The sequence below is a fragment of the Cronobacter condimenti 1330 genome (assembly GCF_001277255.1).
Classification (GTDB): domain Bacteria; phylum Pseudomonadota; class Gammaproteobacteria; order Enterobacterales; family Enterobacteriaceae; genus Cronobacter; species Cronobacter condimenti.
In genome coordinates, this window is record NZ_CP012264.1 from 3,575,594 (window position 1) to 3,590,301 (window position 14,708).

14 protein-coding genes are annotated in these 14,708 nt (G+C 58.8%); 9 read left to right on the forward strand and 5 right to left on the reverse strand.

What is annotated here, in order from left to right; genetic code table 11:
• The first annotated feature begins 6 nt into the window (after positions 1 to 6).
• The 3 genes from gshB to ruvX all read left to right on the forward strand — a co-directional run bounded on the left by gshB (position 7) and on the right by ruvX (position 2,047).
• Positions 7 to 954 (forward strand): glutathione synthase, encoded by a 948-nt coding sequence (gene gshB / locus AFK62_RS16290; RefSeq protein ID WP_007669262.1) that lies wholly within the window; start codon positions 7 to 9, stop codon positions 952 to 954.
• Positions 955 to 1,067: 113 nt separating this feature from the next.
• A complete protein-coding gene (locus AFK62_RS16295; protein ID WP_032984208.1) occupies positions 1,068 to 1,631 on the forward strand; it encodes a YqgE/AlgH family protein in 564 nt (187 codons plus the stop codon).
• Positions 1,631 to 2,047, forward strand: a complete 417-nt coding sequence (gene ruvX / locus AFK62_RS16300) for a Holliday junction resolvase RuvX (protein WP_007669266.1) — start codon at positions 1,631 to 1,633, stop codon at positions 2,045 to 2,047. The genes AFK62_RS16295 and ruvX overlap by 1 nt, the downstream gene beginning before the upstream one ends.
• Before the next feature lie 163 nt (positions 2,048 to 2,210).
• Here ruvX and AFK62_RS16305 read toward each other — a convergent pair whose 3' ends face one another.
• Entirely contained in the window at positions 2,211 to 2,903 is a 693-nt protein-coding gene (locus AFK62_RS16305; RefSeq protein WP_032984210.1) for an IclR family transcriptional regulator, read from the reverse strand.
• Between the two features lie 62 nt (positions 2,904 to 2,965).
• On the opposite strand from AFK62_RS16305, the gene AFK62_RS16310 reads away from it, so the two are divergent.
• Positions 2,966 to 5,224: an FAD-dependent oxidoreductase gene (locus AFK62_RS16310; protein WP_007669275.1), complete on the forward strand. Its 2,259-nt coding sequence runs from the start codon at positions 2,966 to 2,968 to the stop codon at positions 5,222 to 5,224.
• Here the strand turns inward: AFK62_RS16310 and AFK62_RS16315 are convergent.
• A complete protein-coding gene (locus tag AFK62_RS16315; RefSeq protein ID WP_007669278.1) occupies positions 5,221 to 6,237 on the reverse strand; it encodes a type IV pilus twitching motility protein PilT in 1,017 nt (338 codons plus the stop codon). The two genes, AFK62_RS16310 and AFK62_RS16315, sit on opposite strands and share 4 nt — an antisense overlap.
• Before the next feature lie 15 nt (positions 6,238 to 6,252).
• Here AFK62_RS16315 and AFK62_RS16320 point away from each other — a divergent pair, with 15 nt between their 5' ends.
• From AFK62_RS16320 to hemW, 5 genes are read left to right on the forward strand one after another with little or no spacing between them, the layout of a single operon-like run.
• Positions 6,253 to 6,966 (forward strand): YggS family pyridoxal phosphate-dependent enzyme, encoded by a 714-nt coding sequence (locus tag AFK62_RS16320; RefSeq protein ID WP_032984212.1) that lies wholly within the window; start codon positions 6,253 to 6,255, stop codon positions 6,964 to 6,966.
• 15 nt (positions 6,967 to 6,981) lie between these two features.
• Positions 6,982 to 7,536 (forward strand): YggT family protein, encoded by a 555-nt coding sequence (locus AFK62_RS16325; RefSeq protein ID WP_007669295.1) that lies wholly within the window; start codon positions 6,982 to 6,984, stop codon positions 7,534 to 7,536.
• Complete coding sequence (gene yggU, locus AFK62_RS16330) at positions 7,533 to 7,823, forward strand: DUF167 family protein YggU (protein ID WP_007669297.1); 291 nt, start codon at positions 7,533 to 7,535, stop codon at positions 7,821 to 7,823. Before AFK62_RS16325 ends, yggU begins: the two co-directional genes overlap by 4 nt.
• Before the next feature lie 15 nt (positions 7,824 to 7,838).
• Positions 7,839 to 8,432, forward strand: a complete 594-nt coding sequence (locus tag AFK62_RS16335; protein WP_007669300.1) for an XTP/dITP diphosphatase — start codon at positions 7,839 to 7,841, stop codon at positions 8,430 to 8,432.
• Positions 8,425 to 9,561, forward strand: coding sequence for a radical SAM family heme chaperone HemW (gene hemW, locus AFK62_RS16340; RefSeq protein ID WP_007669302.1), 1,137 nt, complete (start codon positions 8,425 to 8,427; stop codon positions 9,559 to 9,561). The genes AFK62_RS16335 and hemW overlap by 8 nt, the downstream gene beginning before the upstream one ends.
• Positions 9,562 to 9,907: 346 nt before the next feature.
• Here the strand turns inward: hemW and ftsP are convergent, their stop codons facing one another.
• The 3 genes from ftsP to parC all read right to left on the reverse strand — a co-directional run bounded on the left by ftsP (position 9,908) and on the right by parC (position 14,615).
• A complete protein-coding gene (gene ftsP / locus AFK62_RS16350) occupies positions 9,908 to 11,320 on the reverse strand; it encodes a cell division protein FtsP (protein ID WP_053532031.1) in 1,413 nt (470 codons plus the stop codon).
• Positions 11,321 to 11,368: 48 nt separating this feature from the next.
• Complete coding sequence (locus AFK62_RS16355; RefSeq protein WP_032984216.1) at positions 11,369 to 12,106, reverse strand: 1-acylglycerol-3-phosphate O-acyltransferase; 738 nt, start codon at positions 12,104 to 12,106, stop codon at positions 11,369 to 11,371.
• Between the two features lie 238 nt (positions 12,107 to 12,344).
• Positions 12,345 to 14,615: a DNA topoisomerase IV subunit A gene (gene parC / locus AFK62_RS16360; RefSeq protein WP_007669309.1), complete on the reverse strand. Its 2,271-nt coding sequence runs from the start codon at positions 14,613 to 14,615 to the stop codon at positions 12,345 to 12,347.
• Positions 14,616 to 14,708 lie beyond the last annotated feature (93 nt).

Consider the following 14,708-nt stretch of genomic DNA (forward strand, 5'->3'; position numbering starts at 1 on the left):
AAAATAATGATCAAGCTCGGCATCGTGATGGACCCCATCGCAAGCATCAATATCAAAAAAGACTCCAGCTTCGCCATGTTGCTGGAAGCCCAGCGCCGCGGTTATGAACTCCACTATATGGAGATGGCGGATCTCTACCTGAATAACGGGGAAGGCCGCGCCCGCACACGCCTCGTCAGCGTCGAGCAGAACTACGATAAATGGTATGCGTTCGGCACCGAGCAGGACATTGCGCTGGCCGATCTCGACGTGGTGCTGATGCGTAAAGATCCCCCGTTCGACACCGAATTTATCTACGCCACGTACATCCTTGAGCGCGCTGAAGAGAAAGGCACGCTTATCGTCAACAAGCCGCAGAGCCTGCGCGACTGTAACGAGAAGCTGTTCACCGCGTGGTTTGCGGATCTCACGCCGCATACCCTGGTGACGCGTAACAAAGCGCAGCTGAAAGCCTTCTGGGAAAAACATGGCGATATCATCTTAAAACCGCTTGATGGCATGGGCGGTGCGTCTATCTTCCGCGTGAAAGAAGGCGATCCGAACCTGTCGGTTATCGCCGAAACCCTGACCGTGCTTGGCAGCCGCTACTGCATGGCGCAGAACTACCTGCCTGCCATCAAGGATGGCGACAAACGCGTACTGGTGGTTGACGGCGAGCCGGTGCCATACTGCCTTGCGCGTATTCCACAGGGTGGCGAAACTCGCGGCAATCTCGCGGCAGGCGGTCGCGGCGAGCCACGTCCGCTGTCTGAGAGCGACTGGGAGATTGCCCGCCGCGTCGGGCCGACGCTGAAAGCGAAAGGCCTGATTTTTGTTGGCCTTGATATTATCGGCGACAAACTGACCGAAATTAACGTCACCAGCCCTACCTGCGTGCGTGAAATCGAGGCGCAGTATCCGGTATCCATTACCGGCATGCTGATGGACGCCATCGAAAAACGCCTCGCGAAGTAACCCCTGAGGGCGGGTTCGCTCCCGCCCGTTACCCCACCGGGGGTGACAGTTCGTGACTTTCCCCGCATACTGAATCTGCCGATTTTCCAACCAGGACTACAGAACCTTTGACGATGAATTTACAGCATCATTTTCTCATTGCCATGCCGGCCCTCCAGGACCCGCTGTTCCGCCGTTCCGTGGTGTATATCTGCGAATACAACGACGAAGGGGCAATGGGCATTATCATTAACAAGCCTCTGGAAAATCTGCAGGTAGAAGGGGTACTTCAGAAACTGAAAATCACGCCGGAACCGCGTGACCCGGCGATTCGCCTCGATAAGCCCGTGTTTCTCGGCGGCCCGCTGGCTGAAGATCGCGGGTTTATCCTGCACACGCCGCCGGACAGCTTTTCTTCCAGCATCCGTATTTCTGACAACACGGTGATCACAACCTCCCGCGACGTGCTGGAAACATTAGGCACTGCCGAGCAGCCGCCTGAGGTACTTGTCGCACTCGGTTACTCCTCATGGGAGAAAGGCCAGCTTGAGGAAGAGATCCTGGAAAACGCCTGGCTTACAGCGCCTGCGGATCTGAATATTCTTTTTCGCACGCCTATTGCCGACCGCTGGCGCGAGGCCGCGAAGCTTATCGGCATCGACATCCACACGATGCCAGGCGAAGCGGGGCACGCGTAATGAGCGGCACGCTACTGGCCTTCGATTTTGGCACTAAAAGTATCGGCGTGGCGATCGGGCAGCGCGTGACGGCAACCGCCCGTCCGCTTACCGCACTCAAAGCGCAAAACGGCAACCCGGACTGGACGCTCATTGAACGGTTGCTGAAAGAGTGGCAGCCAGACGATGTGATTGTTGGCCTTCCACTCAATATGGATGGCACCGAACAGCCGCTGACGGCGCGCGCACGCACGTTCGCCAACCGGCTGCATGGCCGCTTCGGCATTCATGTGACGCTGCACGACGAACGCCTCAGTACGGTTGAAGCCCGCGCAGGGCTCTTTGAGCGCGGCGGTTTTCGCGCGCTCGACAAAGGCAGCGTGGATTCCGCCTCAGCGGTCGTCATTCTGGAAAGCTACTTCGAGCAACATGGCTAAAAAGCCCGCGCAGCGTCGCCTGACGCTGCGCTCCGCTTATCCTTCTCATTCCTTTCTTAATTCCCGTCTTGCTGCCTGTGAATCCATCACGGATCACATTTCTTTCGTACAAACTTTGCCCGCCTGAACAATCGTTTCTATAAAAGAAACATACAGGCGAATATTAGTCTGTTTTTATAAGCCGCGCGGCCAGCTCGTTGAGTTGCTCAAGACGGGTGTGAATTTCAGGCATGCTGATATTCCACATACCGGCCAGCGCCACCGCCGCGCTGTGAATACCGAGCGGTTTTGCCATCGACACTTCACCGTCGTCATGACGCCAGACCACTTCGCCTCGCTCACGCTGTTGGGCGACATGGGGCGCCAGTTGGGCCCACTGCTCAGGCGTGAAGCGCGCTTCCAGGGCCTCGTCGCTCTCCGCTGCCAGCAGCGCCATGCCGATGACCGACTGCCAGGCGGGCAACATGCGAAACCCGGCCAGCGCCTGGCTCATCTGGCTACCAGGGGTGGAGTGATAGATGTAGATGATTTGATCTTCCCAGAGCACGCCGAGCGCCACGACCACGTCCTTCGGAGCGTGCTGCTCAAGTTGCGGGAGGGCATGGGAAAAGAGTGCGGAGCCGCGGATTGCCTGCGCGGCCAGGGCATGAATGCCGGGGCCGGGCAGATAACGACGCTGCTCGTCCTGCATGGTGAGGCCGATGGAGGCCATCGTCATCAGCAGACGGTTGACGCGCGTGGTGTTGATGCCCATCAATCGGGACAATTCACGACAACCGATGGCTCGATCGCTTGAGACCAAATACTGCAGGCAGCGGATCCCATCGATCAGACTCTGGTTGGGTTGTGAGGACATAGCGAAGTTCCGTTGCATGGCAATGTGATGAGTGTAATGCCAGTTAAGAAGGATACAAGTTTATGAACATCTTTCCCCGCAGCGCCGACCGGACGTTTCCTGAGGAGCATCTCCATGCCGACCTGCTGGTGGCAGGCGGCGGGCTTGCCGGTTTGTGCGCCGCGCTGGCAGCGGCCCGCGATGGGTTGCAGGTGATTCTGGTACAGGACCGACCGGTGCTCGGCGGTAATGCATCAAGTGAAGTCCGGCTGTGGGCCAACGGCGCGACATCGCACATGGGTAACAATAACCGCTGGGCGCGCGAAGGCGGTATTATGGGCGAGATTCTGGAAGAAAACCTCTGGCGTAACAAAGAGGGCAATCCGGTGATGTTTGATCTGGTCCTGCTGGATCTTGCCCGTGCCCAGCCGGGACTGACATTGCTGCTTAACACCGCCCTGTTTGACGTCGTAAGTCGCGATCGCCGTATTGAGCGCGTGCGCGGTTTTAACGCGATCAACGAGACGTTTTACGTCATCACCGCCACGCAGTTTTGCGACGCCACTGGCGATGGCGTGCTCGGCTATCTGGCTGGCGCGGAATTTCGCGTCGGTGCCGAGGAGCCTGCAGAGCTGGGTGAAAAGATGGCACCGGGCGACAGCTTCGGCCATAAGCTTGGGCACTCTATCTATTTTTACACCAAACAGACCCGCGACCCGGTACGCTTTGTTCCCCCCTCGTTCGCGCTTAAAGACATCACCGCGATTCCGCGCTATCAGCGCCTCACCTCGACCCTGAACGGCTGCGATCTCTGGTGGCTCGAATGGGGAGGACGTCTCGACACCGTGCATCAGAGTGAAGAGATCAAATGGGAACTGTGGAAAATCGTCTGGGGCGTGTGGGATCACATTAAGAACTCCGGGCAATTCCCTGACGCGGATAACCTGACTATCGAGTGGGTCGGCACGATCCCCGGCAAGCGCGAAAGCCGTCGATTCATGGGCGATCACCTGCTCTGCCAGCAAGATATTATCGAACAGCGCGATCACTACGACGCCGTGGGCTACGGCGGCTGGTCTATTGATCTTCACCCGGCAGACGGCGTTTACAGCACGCACGACGGTTGCCGCCAGTTTCACAGCAAAGGCACGTACACCATTCCCTGGCGCTGCTTCTACAGCTGCTCGCTGGATAATCTGTTCCTGACGGGGCGGCTTATCTCCGCTTCGCATGTCGCCTTCGGCAGCGCCCGCGTGATGTGCACGTGCGGGCTGCTTGGCGAGGTCGTGGGCCGCGCGGCAGCGCTCTGCCACCGTCAGGGGGCGATTCCCCGCCAGCTGGCGGAGCGCGAGCGCATCGGCGCGCTGCAACAGCATTTGCAGGCGACAGGCTGTTATATTCCGCGCCAGCGGCTGAACGACCCGGTACGTGGCGCAACGATTAGTGTCAGCAGCGAATACCAGCTCGCTGAACTGCCGCCTAACGGCGAATGGGAACCACTTGGCGCTCGCACCGCATTGTTGTTGCCGCTGCGGGCAGGCCAATCGCTGCCTGTGATGCATTTTACGTTGCGCGCTGAAACGCCGCAGCGCCTGAACGTCGAGCTGATGACAAGTATTAAACCCGGCAACTATACGCCGGAGCGCGTACTGGATAGCTGCGAGCTGGAGGTGCACGGCGAAGCGCCCTACCCCATTACTCTGCGCCACACCGCCGAAGCGGACAGCTACGTGTTTATCGTTTTCGAGCGCTGCGATGCCGTGGAGATGGCGCTGAGCGCGCAGCATCTGCCGGGCATCATGATGGTGTTCAACAGCCTGAACGCGCGCGTTGCCAAACGTTCGCGTCAAATAGCCGAAGGCGATTTCGGCGTCGATGAGTTCGATTTCTGGCTGCCGCGCCGTCGTCCGCACCAGATAATGCCTGCTCTGCGCCTCGCCACGCCGCTGCCCTGTTACCCGCCTGAAAACCTGCTCAACGGCGGCCTGCGCCCCGAACAGCAGACGAACGCCTGGGCACCCGCGCAGGACGACCCGCAACCGACGGTCGAGTGGCAATGGCCGCAACCGCAAACACTCAACGCGTTGACGCTGATCTTCGATAACGACTTCGATAATGCGATGGAAACCGTCCAGATGGGGCATGCCTGCGCCGTCACGCCCCACTGCGTCACGCATTACCGACTCTGGATCGATAACACATTGCTCGCGGAAGTCACTGATAACCATCATTCGGTCTGCGAGCATCGCCTTGATGCGCAAAGCCCGGTAAGCGTTATCCGGCTTGAGATAATCCGCACCGCAGGCGGCCTGCCCGCGCTTTACGCGCTTCATGTACGCTAGCACCAGTGGCCAGCGCTGGCGTCCTTTTGCAGCGACAGCCTGCCTTCGTTAATGCGCATCGCCACGCTCTGCGCGAACGTCTGCATACCGTGCTGCTGGCCGGTTTCCATCAGGCCTGGCAACTGGTGCGTCTTTCCTTCGCGGATGAGGTTTGCCACCGCAGGCGTGTTAATTAACAGCTCGTGCAACGCCGTTCTGCCACCCTGCGCGTCCGCCACCAGTTTCTGCGCCAACACCGCTTTCAGGCTGCCTGCAAGCTGGCTGCGCACTTTGTTCTGTTCATCGGCCGGGAACACATCCACCAGACGTTCCACCGCCTGCGCCGCGCCGCGCGTGTGCAGCGTCGCCATGACAAGATGACCGGTTTCCGCCGCGGTGAGCGCAAGCCTAATCGTTTCACTGTCGCGTAACTCACCTAGCAGAATGACATCGGGATCTTCACGCAGCGCCCCACGCAGACCGTCGCTGAAATTTTGACAATGGGTGCCTATCTCTCGCTGCTGGATAAGACAGCGCGCCGGTTGATGGCAAAACTCAACGGGATCTTCGAGCGTCAGAATATGGCCATCCAGCGTCTCGTTGAGATGACCGACCATTGCCGCAAGCGTCGTGGATTTACCGCTGCCGGTCGCGCCGGTAACAAGCAACAGCCCGTCCGGCATCGCGAGCAGGCCCGGCACCGCCGGCGGTACGCCAAGCGTCTCCAGCCGTGGGCAGCCACGCGGCAGCAGGCGCAACACCAGCGATATGCCCTGCATCTGGCGAAACGCATTGCCGCGCAGCCTTACCCCGCCCGCAAGACTTACCGCGAAATCCGTCTGCCCGCGTTCGGCGAGCTCGCGCTGGTGAGCATCATCCAGCCAGCGCGCCAGCAGATTTTCCGGCTTCGGTACGGTCTCAGAAAGTGGCTCCAGCCGCCCCTGCTTGCGCCAGCGCGCCGGCAGGTCGCTACACAGGTGTAGATCCGAAACGTTATGCTTTACACTAAGCGCCACCAATTCATCCATTTCCATATAGCTTCCCTAATCATGAGTGAGACAGAACGCAACTTAGCGCAGGTTCGGCACAAGATCTCAGCGGCGGCACAACGCTGCGGCCGGGCTCCAGAAGAAGTTACGCTGCTTGCAGTGAGCAAAACAAAACCTGCGAGCGCGATAGCAGAAGCTATCGCCGCCGGGCAGCGTGAGTTCGGCGAAAACTATGTGCAGGAGGGAGTGGACAAGATCCAGCATTTCCGCGACGCGGGCATCGACGGGTTGACGTGGCACTTTATCGGTCCGTTGCAGTCCAACAAAAGCCGTCTGGTGGCCGGGCATTTTGACTGGTGTCATACGGTGGACAGACTGCGCATCGCAACCCGGCTCAACGAGCAGCGCCCTGAGACGATGGCGCCGCTCAACGTGCTGATTCAGGTTAATATCAGCGACGAACAGAGCAAATCCGGCATTGCGTTAAGCGAACTGGACGCGCTGGTAGCGGAGGTGGCGGCGCTGCCGCGTCTGCGTTTGCGCGGGCTGACGGCCATTCCGGCGCCGGAAAAAGAGTACGCGCGTCAGTTTGCCGTGGCGTGCGAGATGGCGGCCGCTTTCGCCGCGCTCAAAACACGCTACCCGACGGTAGATACGCTTTCGCTCGGCATGAGCGATGATATGGAAGCCGCCATCGCCGCAGGCAGCACGATGGTGCGCATTGGTACTGCGATTTTCGGCGCGCGCGATTATGCCCGCACCGCTCAACAATAACTTCTGAGGAATGCCATGCTGACGTTGACTTTCCTGGTCAAAACCGTGATCGAACTGTATGTAATGGTGCTGTTGCTGCGCATCTGGATGCAGTGGGCTCGCTGCGATTTCTATAACCCGCTCGCCCAGACGGTGGTGAAGTTTACCCAGCCGGTGATAAGCCCGCTGCGCCGTATTATTCCGTCGATCGGGCCTATCGACACTTCATCGCTGCTGGTGGCGTTTATTCTCTCGACACTGAAATTCCCGCTGCTGATGTTAATTCAGTCAGGCGGTCTGTCGCTTGATCCGTTTAACCTGGTCGTTGGTCTGCTCTCGATTTTGAAATCAGCCGGTTTTCTGGTTTTCTGGGTCATTATTATCCGATCGCTGATGAGCTGGGTAAGCCAGGGCCGCAGCCCGATTGAGTTTGTGCTGATCCAGCTTACCGAGCCGCTGATGGCCCCAATTCGCCGTGTTCTTCCGGCGATGGGCGGCATCGATTTTTCCGCGATGGGCGTGATCCTTGCGCTTTATTTGCTGAACTATCTCGGCATGGATCTCTTCCCGAGGCTCTGGTATCTGCTGTGAGTGCCGTGAGTAAAACCGTCGACGGGCTGGTGTTGCGGCTGTATATCCAGCCCAAAGCCAGCCGCGACAGCATTATCGGGTTACATGGCGACGAACTGAAAGTCGCCATTACCGCCCCGCCAGTTGACGGCCAGGCGAACGCCCATCTGGTGAAATATCTCGCGAAACAATTTCGCGTGGCGAAAAGCCAGGTAGTGATTGAAAAAGGCGAACTGGGCCGTCACAAGCAAGTCAAAATCATCGAACCCCAACAGATCCCAACGGAAGTTGCGGCTATCACCGATTAATTACAGGATTGAGCTATGCAGAAAGTTGTCCTCGCGACCGGCAATGCCGGTAAAGTGCGTGAACTCGCCTCATTGCTACGCGAGTTTGGGCTGGATATCGTGGCGCAGACCGAGCTTGGCGTCGACTCTGCCGACGAAACCGGGCTGACGTTTATCGAAAATGCCATCCTGAAAGCACGCCACGCCGCGCAGATCACCGGGCTTGCCGCTATTGCCGACGACTCGGGTCTTGCGGTCGACGCACTTGGCGGCGCGCCGGGCATCTATTCCGCACGCTACGCAGGGGCTGACGCAAGCGATCAGGAGAACCTGGAAAAGCTGCTGGAGGCGTTAAAAGACGTGCCGGATGCGCAACGCCAGGCGCAGTTTCACTGCGTGCTGGTCTATTTGCGTCACGCCGAAGACCCGACGCCGCTGGTCTTTCACGGTGCCTGGCCGGGCATGATTACCCGCGCGCCCGCAGGCCAGGGCGGCTTTGGCTACGACCCGATTTTCTTTGTCCCTTCGGTGGGCAAAACCGCCGCCGAGCTGACGCGTGAAGAGAAAAGTGCGATTTCCCACCGCGGGCAGGCGCTGAAATTATTACTGGAAGCAATGCGTAATGGCTGATTTGCCACCCTTAAGTTTGTATATCCACATCCCCTGGTGCGTGCAGAAGTGCCCCTATTGCGACTTCAACTCGCACGCGCTGAAGGGAGAAGTGCCGCACGACGATTATGTTCAGCATCTGTTAAGCGATCTGGATAACGACGCACCGTGGGCGCAGGGCCGCGAGGTAAAGACGATTTTCATCGGCGGCGGTACACCAAGTCTGCTTTCCGGCCCCGCGATGCAAACGCTGCTGGACGGTGTACGCGCGCGCCTGAACCTTGCGGCGGATGCGGAAATCACCATGGAAGCGAACCCCGGCACCGTGGAAGCTGACCGCTTCGTGGAGTACCAGCGCGCGGGCGTGAACCGTATTTCTATCGGCGTGCAGAGTTTTAGCGAGCCTAAGCTTAACCGTCTTGGCCGTATTCATGGGCCGGAAGAAGCAAAGCGCGCGGCACGCCTGGCAAGCGGCCTTGGGCTTCGCAGTTTTAACCTGGATTTGATGCACGGCTTACCGGATCAGTCGCTCGAAGAAGCGCTGGATGATTTGCGCCAGGCGATTGCGCTGAACCCACCGCACCTGTCGTGGTATCAGCTGACTATCGAGCCAAATACGCTGTTTGGCTCGCGCCCGCCGGTGCTTCCGGACGACGACGCGCTGTGGGATATCTTTGAGCAAGGACATGAGCTGCTCACCGCTGCGGGCTATGAGCAGTATGAAACCTCGGCCTATGCCAAACCGGGCTATCAATGTCAGCACAACCTGAATTACTGGCGCTTCGGGGATTATCTCGGCATCGGCTGTGGCGCCCACGGCAAGGTGACGTTCCCGGACGGACGCATTGTACGTACCGCCAAAACCCGTCACCCACGCGGCTATATGACCGGTAGCTATCTGGATAAGCAGCACGACGTCGAGACGCAGGATAAGCCGTTCGAGTTTTTCATGAACCGCTTTCGTCTGCTGGAGCCCGCGCCACGCGCCGAATTTCACCGTTATACCGGGCTTGAAGAGACGGCGGTCCGCGCACAGCTGGATGAAGCTATCGCAATGAATTATCTGGTGGAATCACCTGAATACTGGCAGATAACCGAGCACGGCAAGCTGTTTCTGAACTCGCTGCTGGAACTGTTTTTAGCGCAGTAGCGGGCGCCATGCGGCGAGGTTAACGGCCATTACCCGCCGCTGGTGTAGAGGGAATGCGCGACCTCAGCGCCAGAGATTTCTGAAGCTTCTTTCCCGTTTTCTATCATCGTGCTGACCGCCATTTTTGATGGCTGACAGGATAGCGGGATGAAAACTATCGCCTCCTGTGCCCCACCCGTAACCCCCTGAAGAACGCCTGTTATGCCCCGCAGGCCACTTACGAGAACCGCCATTTCGCCAGGTCGAGGCCGGACGGTGATGCTGGCTGAACTTCAGCGGTTGCTGCCCTCACCCCGGCCACAAAAAAAGCCGCTTTGCAGCGGCTTTTTCCATGGGTCTCGACGCATCAGGGCGCAGGGTTCACTACCATCTGGCCGACCGAACCGCGGTCGGCCATCTCCAGCGTCTGGCTCGAATAGAGGAACGGGAAATGCTCCCATGACGGCTGGCTGAAATACACCAGCAGCTCCACCTGACCATCCACCCAGACCGTGTCCTTCCAGCCGCGATCTTCCGGGAACGGCGCGGCGCCATTGACGCTGCGGATAAGAAAACTCACGCCTTCGATATGAAACGACTGCGGCATATCCGAACGCACCGTCCAGCGCTCCCACGCGCCCTGCTGCGTCTGGACATCGGTTCGCTTGATATCCCACAGCTGCCCGTTAATGCCCGGATCGTCGCTAAGCGTAATGTCACGGCTGCGCACCGGCGCGCCATTGATTATCTCATCCGGCAGCAGGCGCATCGGCAGGTTATCGGTCACCAGCGGCAACAGCCCGGTCGGGCGCAACGTCAGCACCAGTGTGGAGATAAGAATACTCGACGGCTCAAAAATACCGCGGATACGGTCCATAATTGATGCTGCTTCGCCGCAGGTGATAGAGACTTCGTCGCCGTTAGTCATGTCGATAAGCACTTCGCGACGCTCACCCGGCGCCAGCGCCAGCTGTTTGACCGAAACCGGCGCAGGCAGAAAGCCCTGATCGCCTGCGATCACATGCAACGGGCGGCCATCGCTCATCTGCAACTGGTAGCGCCGCGCGTTTGAAGCATTCAGCAAACGCAGGCGAACCCAGCCGCGCGACACTTCCACATACGGGCTCTGCGCGCCGTTGACCAGCAGCGTATCACCGACAAACCCGCCGCTGCCCGGCTCGCTGTATTCCGGCGTGCCAAAGTTATCAAGGCGTTTGTCTTGAATGATTATCGGGAAATCGTCCACGCCGTAGTGGTTCGGCACCGGCATCGCTTTGCTGACGGCATCCTCCACCAGCCACATACCGGCAAGGCCGTTGTAGACCTGCGGCCCGGTGCGGTTGGGGGTATTGGCGTGATACCAGAGCGTGGCGGCAGACTGGCGAACCGGCAGTACCGGGGCCCAGTCGGCGCCAGGCGACATCATGCGCGGCGCACCGCCCATCAGCGGCCCCGGCACCTGTAGCCCACTGACCGTCATCGCAACGTTTTCCTGGAGGCGGTTGCTGTAGATGAGTTTAACGTCGTCGCCGCTCCAGACGCGGATAGTCGGCCCCATGTAGCGGCCGTTGAATCCCCAGACCTGAGCGCGAGTACCCGGCGCAAAAGACCAGTGGGCACGGGAGAGCGTCAGAAACAGCGGCTGGCCGCGGCGCGACTCGAGTAGCGGCGGCACCGGCAGCGCCTGCTGCTGACCCGCGGCGTGTGCCCTCAGCGGCACCGCGCCCGCGCAGAGCGCAACGCCCGATGCCTGAATAAACTGACGCCGACTGAGTGACATAATGGCTCCATGAAAACGGGTAATGAATGACGGCGAACGCCGTCAGTCTTAGATCTTGCCGGCCGCTTCGCGCTCGGCCACTTCTTTATCCAGCAGAGCGATTTTCTCTTCCATCAGCTGGCGGCAGTGGGCGGCAAGTTCCCGTACCTGTTCTTTTCCCCAACCCTGGGTGTCGACAGGCGGTAACATTTCGACGATGACCAGACCGTTTTTCCACCGGTTGAGCTTGATTTTACCATGGGTATTTGAAACACAGATCGGAATTATCGGCACGCCCGCCGCGATAGCGGCGTGAAACGCGCCGGTTTTAAACGGCATCAGGCCGCGCCCGCGGCTGCGGGTTCCTTCCGGGAACATCCAGATGGAAATGTCACGCTTGCGAAACTGGTTCACGACTTCAGCAATGGTGCCGTGGGCTTTGCTGCGGTTGTTGCGGTCGATAAGCAGGTTACCGGTCAGCCAGTAAAGCTGGCCGAAAAACGGGATCCAAATCAGGCTTTTTTTGCCCACGGTCACGGTCGGCGGCTGAACGATACTGGACGCCGTCACCATGTCGTAATTGTTCTGGTGGTTGGCGATATAAATAGCGTTGCCGTAGTTTTCGGCCCCTTGCGGTTTACGCAGTTCTACCTTCAGGCCGAACAGCGGCGCGAGGCGGCCGAACATATGGCCAAACGTTGCCACGTGGCGCGGGTTGCGCGGGCTAAACAGGCACCAGATGCAGCCAAGAATTGAAACAATAAGACTGTAGAGAACAACAAGAATCATTCGAACGATCGATAACATAACTACCTCTGAAGCCGCAGCCGCGGAACAGTATAACGGCTTTAACGGAAAACACACCGCTCACGGTCAGGCATCCCTAGCGGCTCATCATGTTGAGCAGACTCAAACACTTATTTTTATGCGTCACGCGCAAACAAACAATGGCGTGGGCGGGAAAATTACGCAAGCGAGGCCGCCACGCCTCCTGTTGAAACTCACAGAAAACGCGGCGTCAAAGCCTTCAGGCGGGTGCCGGGAATTACGCCTCGCTGTCGTCCGCTTTCGGGCGCGACGGTGCGTCCACCTCGACGCTGTCGATACGTTGCAGGCCACGCATCAGCGTACCGCGACGACCGCGTTCGCCATGCACTTTTTGCAGCTCTTCCGGGCGCAGTTTGATTTTGCGTTTACCGACGTGCAGCGTCACGGTGCTCTGCGGCGGCAGGATGGTGAGATAAGCGAGCTTATCGTCGCCTTTCGCGGCATCGGCGGATGGAATGGAGATAATTTTATTGCCTTTCCCTTTTGAGAGCTGCGGCAGATCGGCTACCGGGAACATCAGCATACGTCCCGCCGCCGTAATAGCGAGCAGCATATCGTCGTCATGCTCGATTTCCAGCGGCTTCAGCACATGCGCGTTTTCTGGCAGCGTAATCAGCGCTTTACCAGCGCGGTTGCGCGCCACCAGATCGTTGAAGGTACAGACGAAGCCATAGCCCGCGTCAGAGGCCATGAGCAGCTTTTGCTCCTCGCCCGTCATCAGCATATGTTCCACCACCGCGCCCGGCGGCAGCGTCAGCTTACCGGTCAGCGGCTCGCCCTGCCCGCGCGCTGAGGGCAGCGAGACGGGATCAAGCGCATAGCTGCGGCCCGTGGAGTCGATGAACACCACCGGCTGGTTGCTCTTGCCCTTCGCCGACGAGAGCCAGCTGTCGCCGGCTTTGTAGCTTAACGCTTTCGCGTCGATGTCGTGGCCTTTCGCGCTGCGTACCCAGCCCATCTGGGAAAGAACGATAGTCACCGGCTCGGACGGCAGCATGTCGTGCTCGCTCATCGCTTTGGCTTCTTCGCGCTCATGCAGTGGCGAGCGGCGATCGTCGCCGTACGCGTCGGCATCCGCCTGGATCTCTTTTTTCAGCAGAGTATTCATTTTGCGCTCGGAAGCGAGAATGCCCTGGAGTTGATCGCGTTCTTTTGCCAGATCGCTCTGTTCGCCGCGGATTTTCATCTCTTCAAGCTTCGCCAGGTGGCGGAGTTTGAGTTCGAGAATAGCTTCGGCCTGCGTCTCGCTGATGCCGAAACGGCTCATCAACACCGGCTTCGGCTCATCTTCCCGACGGATGATTTCAATGACTTCGTCGATGTTGAGAAACGCCACCAGCAAACCTTCGAGGATATGCAGGCGCTTAAGCACTTTCTCCAGACGATAATTAAGGCGACGGCGCACCGTATCACGGCGGAACGCCAGCCATTCGGTGAGGATCTCCAGCAGGTTTTTCACCGCCGGGCGGCCATCAAGCCCAATCATGTTGAGGTTGATGCGATAGCTTTTTTCCAGATCGGTCGTCGCGAACAGGTGGTTCATCACCTGATCCATATCCACGCGGTTGGAGCGCGGCACGATAACCAGACGCGTCGGGTTTTCGTGATCTGACTCATCACGCAGATCGTCGACCATCGGCAGCTTTTTAGCACGCATCTGGTTGGCGATTTGCTCCAGCACGCGGGCGCCGGAAACCTGATGCGGCAGCGCAGAAATAACCACCGCGCCATCTTCTTTTTTCCAGACGGCGCGCATACGCACCGAGCCGCGACCGCTCTGGTAAATTTTGCGGATTTCCGCACGGGACGTGATGATTTCCGCTTCGGTCGGGTAATCCGGGCCCTGCACGATATCCAGCAGCTCATCAAGCGTAGTTTTCGGCTGGTCTATCAGGCTCACGGCCGCTTTGGCGACTTCTCGCAGGTTGTGCGGCGGAATATCTGTCGCCATACCCACCGCGATGCCCGTCGTCCCGTTCAGGAGGATATTCGGCAGGCGCGCCGGCAGCATTTTCGGCTCGTTCAGCGTGCCATCAAAGTTCGGCACGTAATCGACCGTGCCCTGTCCGAGTTCGCCCAGCAGCACTTCAGCGTATTTGGAAAGACGCGATTCGGTGTAACGCATCGCCGCGAAGGATTTCGGATCGTCCGGCGCGCCCCAGTTCCCCTGCCCGTCCACGAGCGGATAACGGTACGAGAAGGGCTGCGCCATCAACACCATCGCCTCATAGCAGGCGCTGTCGCCGTGCGGGTGGTATTTACCCAGCACATCGCCCACGGTACGGGCCGATTTTTTGAATTTGGCGCTGGCGTTCAGTCCCAGTTCCGACATGGCATAGACGATGCGGCGCTGAACAGGCTTAAGCCCGTCGCCGATAAACGGCAGCGCGCGGTCCATGATGACGTACATGGAATAGTTCAGATAGGCGTTTTCAGTGAATTCATGCAGCGCAAGACGCTCTGCACCATCATGAGTTATATCACTCATTAATACATTTCCTCAGACCGTGGCGTTGTCTTTACACGCATCAATCCCTGCCGGAGGCGGCAGATGTTTGCCGCGATAGTACCTTATCCCGCC

What these genes read in the sequence shown, in the direction of transcription:
- gshB (WP_007669262.1), top strand. Translation starts at nt 7, where the DNA reads ATGATCAAGCTCGGCATCGTGATGGACCCCATCGCAAGCATCAATATC.
- AFK62_RS16295 (WP_032984208.1), top strand. Translation starts at nt 1,068, where the DNA reads ATGAATTTACAGCATCATTTTCTCATTGCCATGCCGGCCCTCCAGGAC.
- ruvX (WP_007669266.1), top strand. Translation starts at nt 1,631, where the DNA reads ATGAGCGGCACGCTACTGGCCTTCGATTTTGGCACTAAAAGTATCGGC.
- AFK62_RS16305 (WP_032984210.1), bottom strand. Translation starts at nt 2,903, where the DNA reads ATGTCCTCACAACCCAACCAGAGTCTGATCGATGGGATCCGCTGCCTG.
- AFK62_RS16310 (WP_007669275.1), top strand. Translation starts at nt 2,966, where the DNA reads ATGAACATCTTTCCCCGCAGCGCCGACCGGACGTTTCCTGAGGAGCAT.
- AFK62_RS16315 (WP_007669278.1), bottom strand. Translation starts at nt 6,237, where the DNA reads ATGGAAATGGATGAATTGGTGGCGCTTAGTGTAAAGCATAACGTTTCG.
- AFK62_RS16320 (WP_032984212.1), top strand. Translation starts at nt 6,253, where the DNA reads ATGAGTGAGACAGAACGCAACTTAGCGCAGGTTCGGCACAAGATCTCA.
- AFK62_RS16325 (WP_007669295.1), top strand. Translation starts at nt 6,982, where the DNA reads ATGCTGACGTTGACTTTCCTGGTCAAAACCGTGATCGAACTGTATGTA.
- AFK62_RS16335 (WP_007669300.1), top strand. Translation starts at nt 7,839, where the DNA reads ATGCAGAAAGTTGTCCTCGCGACCGGCAATGCCGGTAAAGTGCGTGAA.
- hemW (WP_007669302.1), top strand. Translation starts at nt 8,425, where the DNA reads ATGGCTGATTTGCCACCCTTAAGTTTGTATATCCACATCCCCTGGTGC.
- ftsP (WP_053532031.1), bottom strand. Translation starts at nt 11,320, where the DNA reads ATGTCACTCAGTCGGCGTCAGTTTATTCAGGCATCGGGCGTTGCGCTC.
- AFK62_RS16355 (WP_032984216.1), bottom strand. Translation starts at nt 12,106, where the DNA reads ATGTTATCGATCGTTCGAATGATTCTTGTTGTTCTCTACAGTCTTATT.
- parC (WP_007669309.1), bottom strand. Translation starts at nt 14,615, where the DNA reads ATGAGTGATATAACTCATGATGGTGCAGAGCGTCTTGCGCTGCATGAA.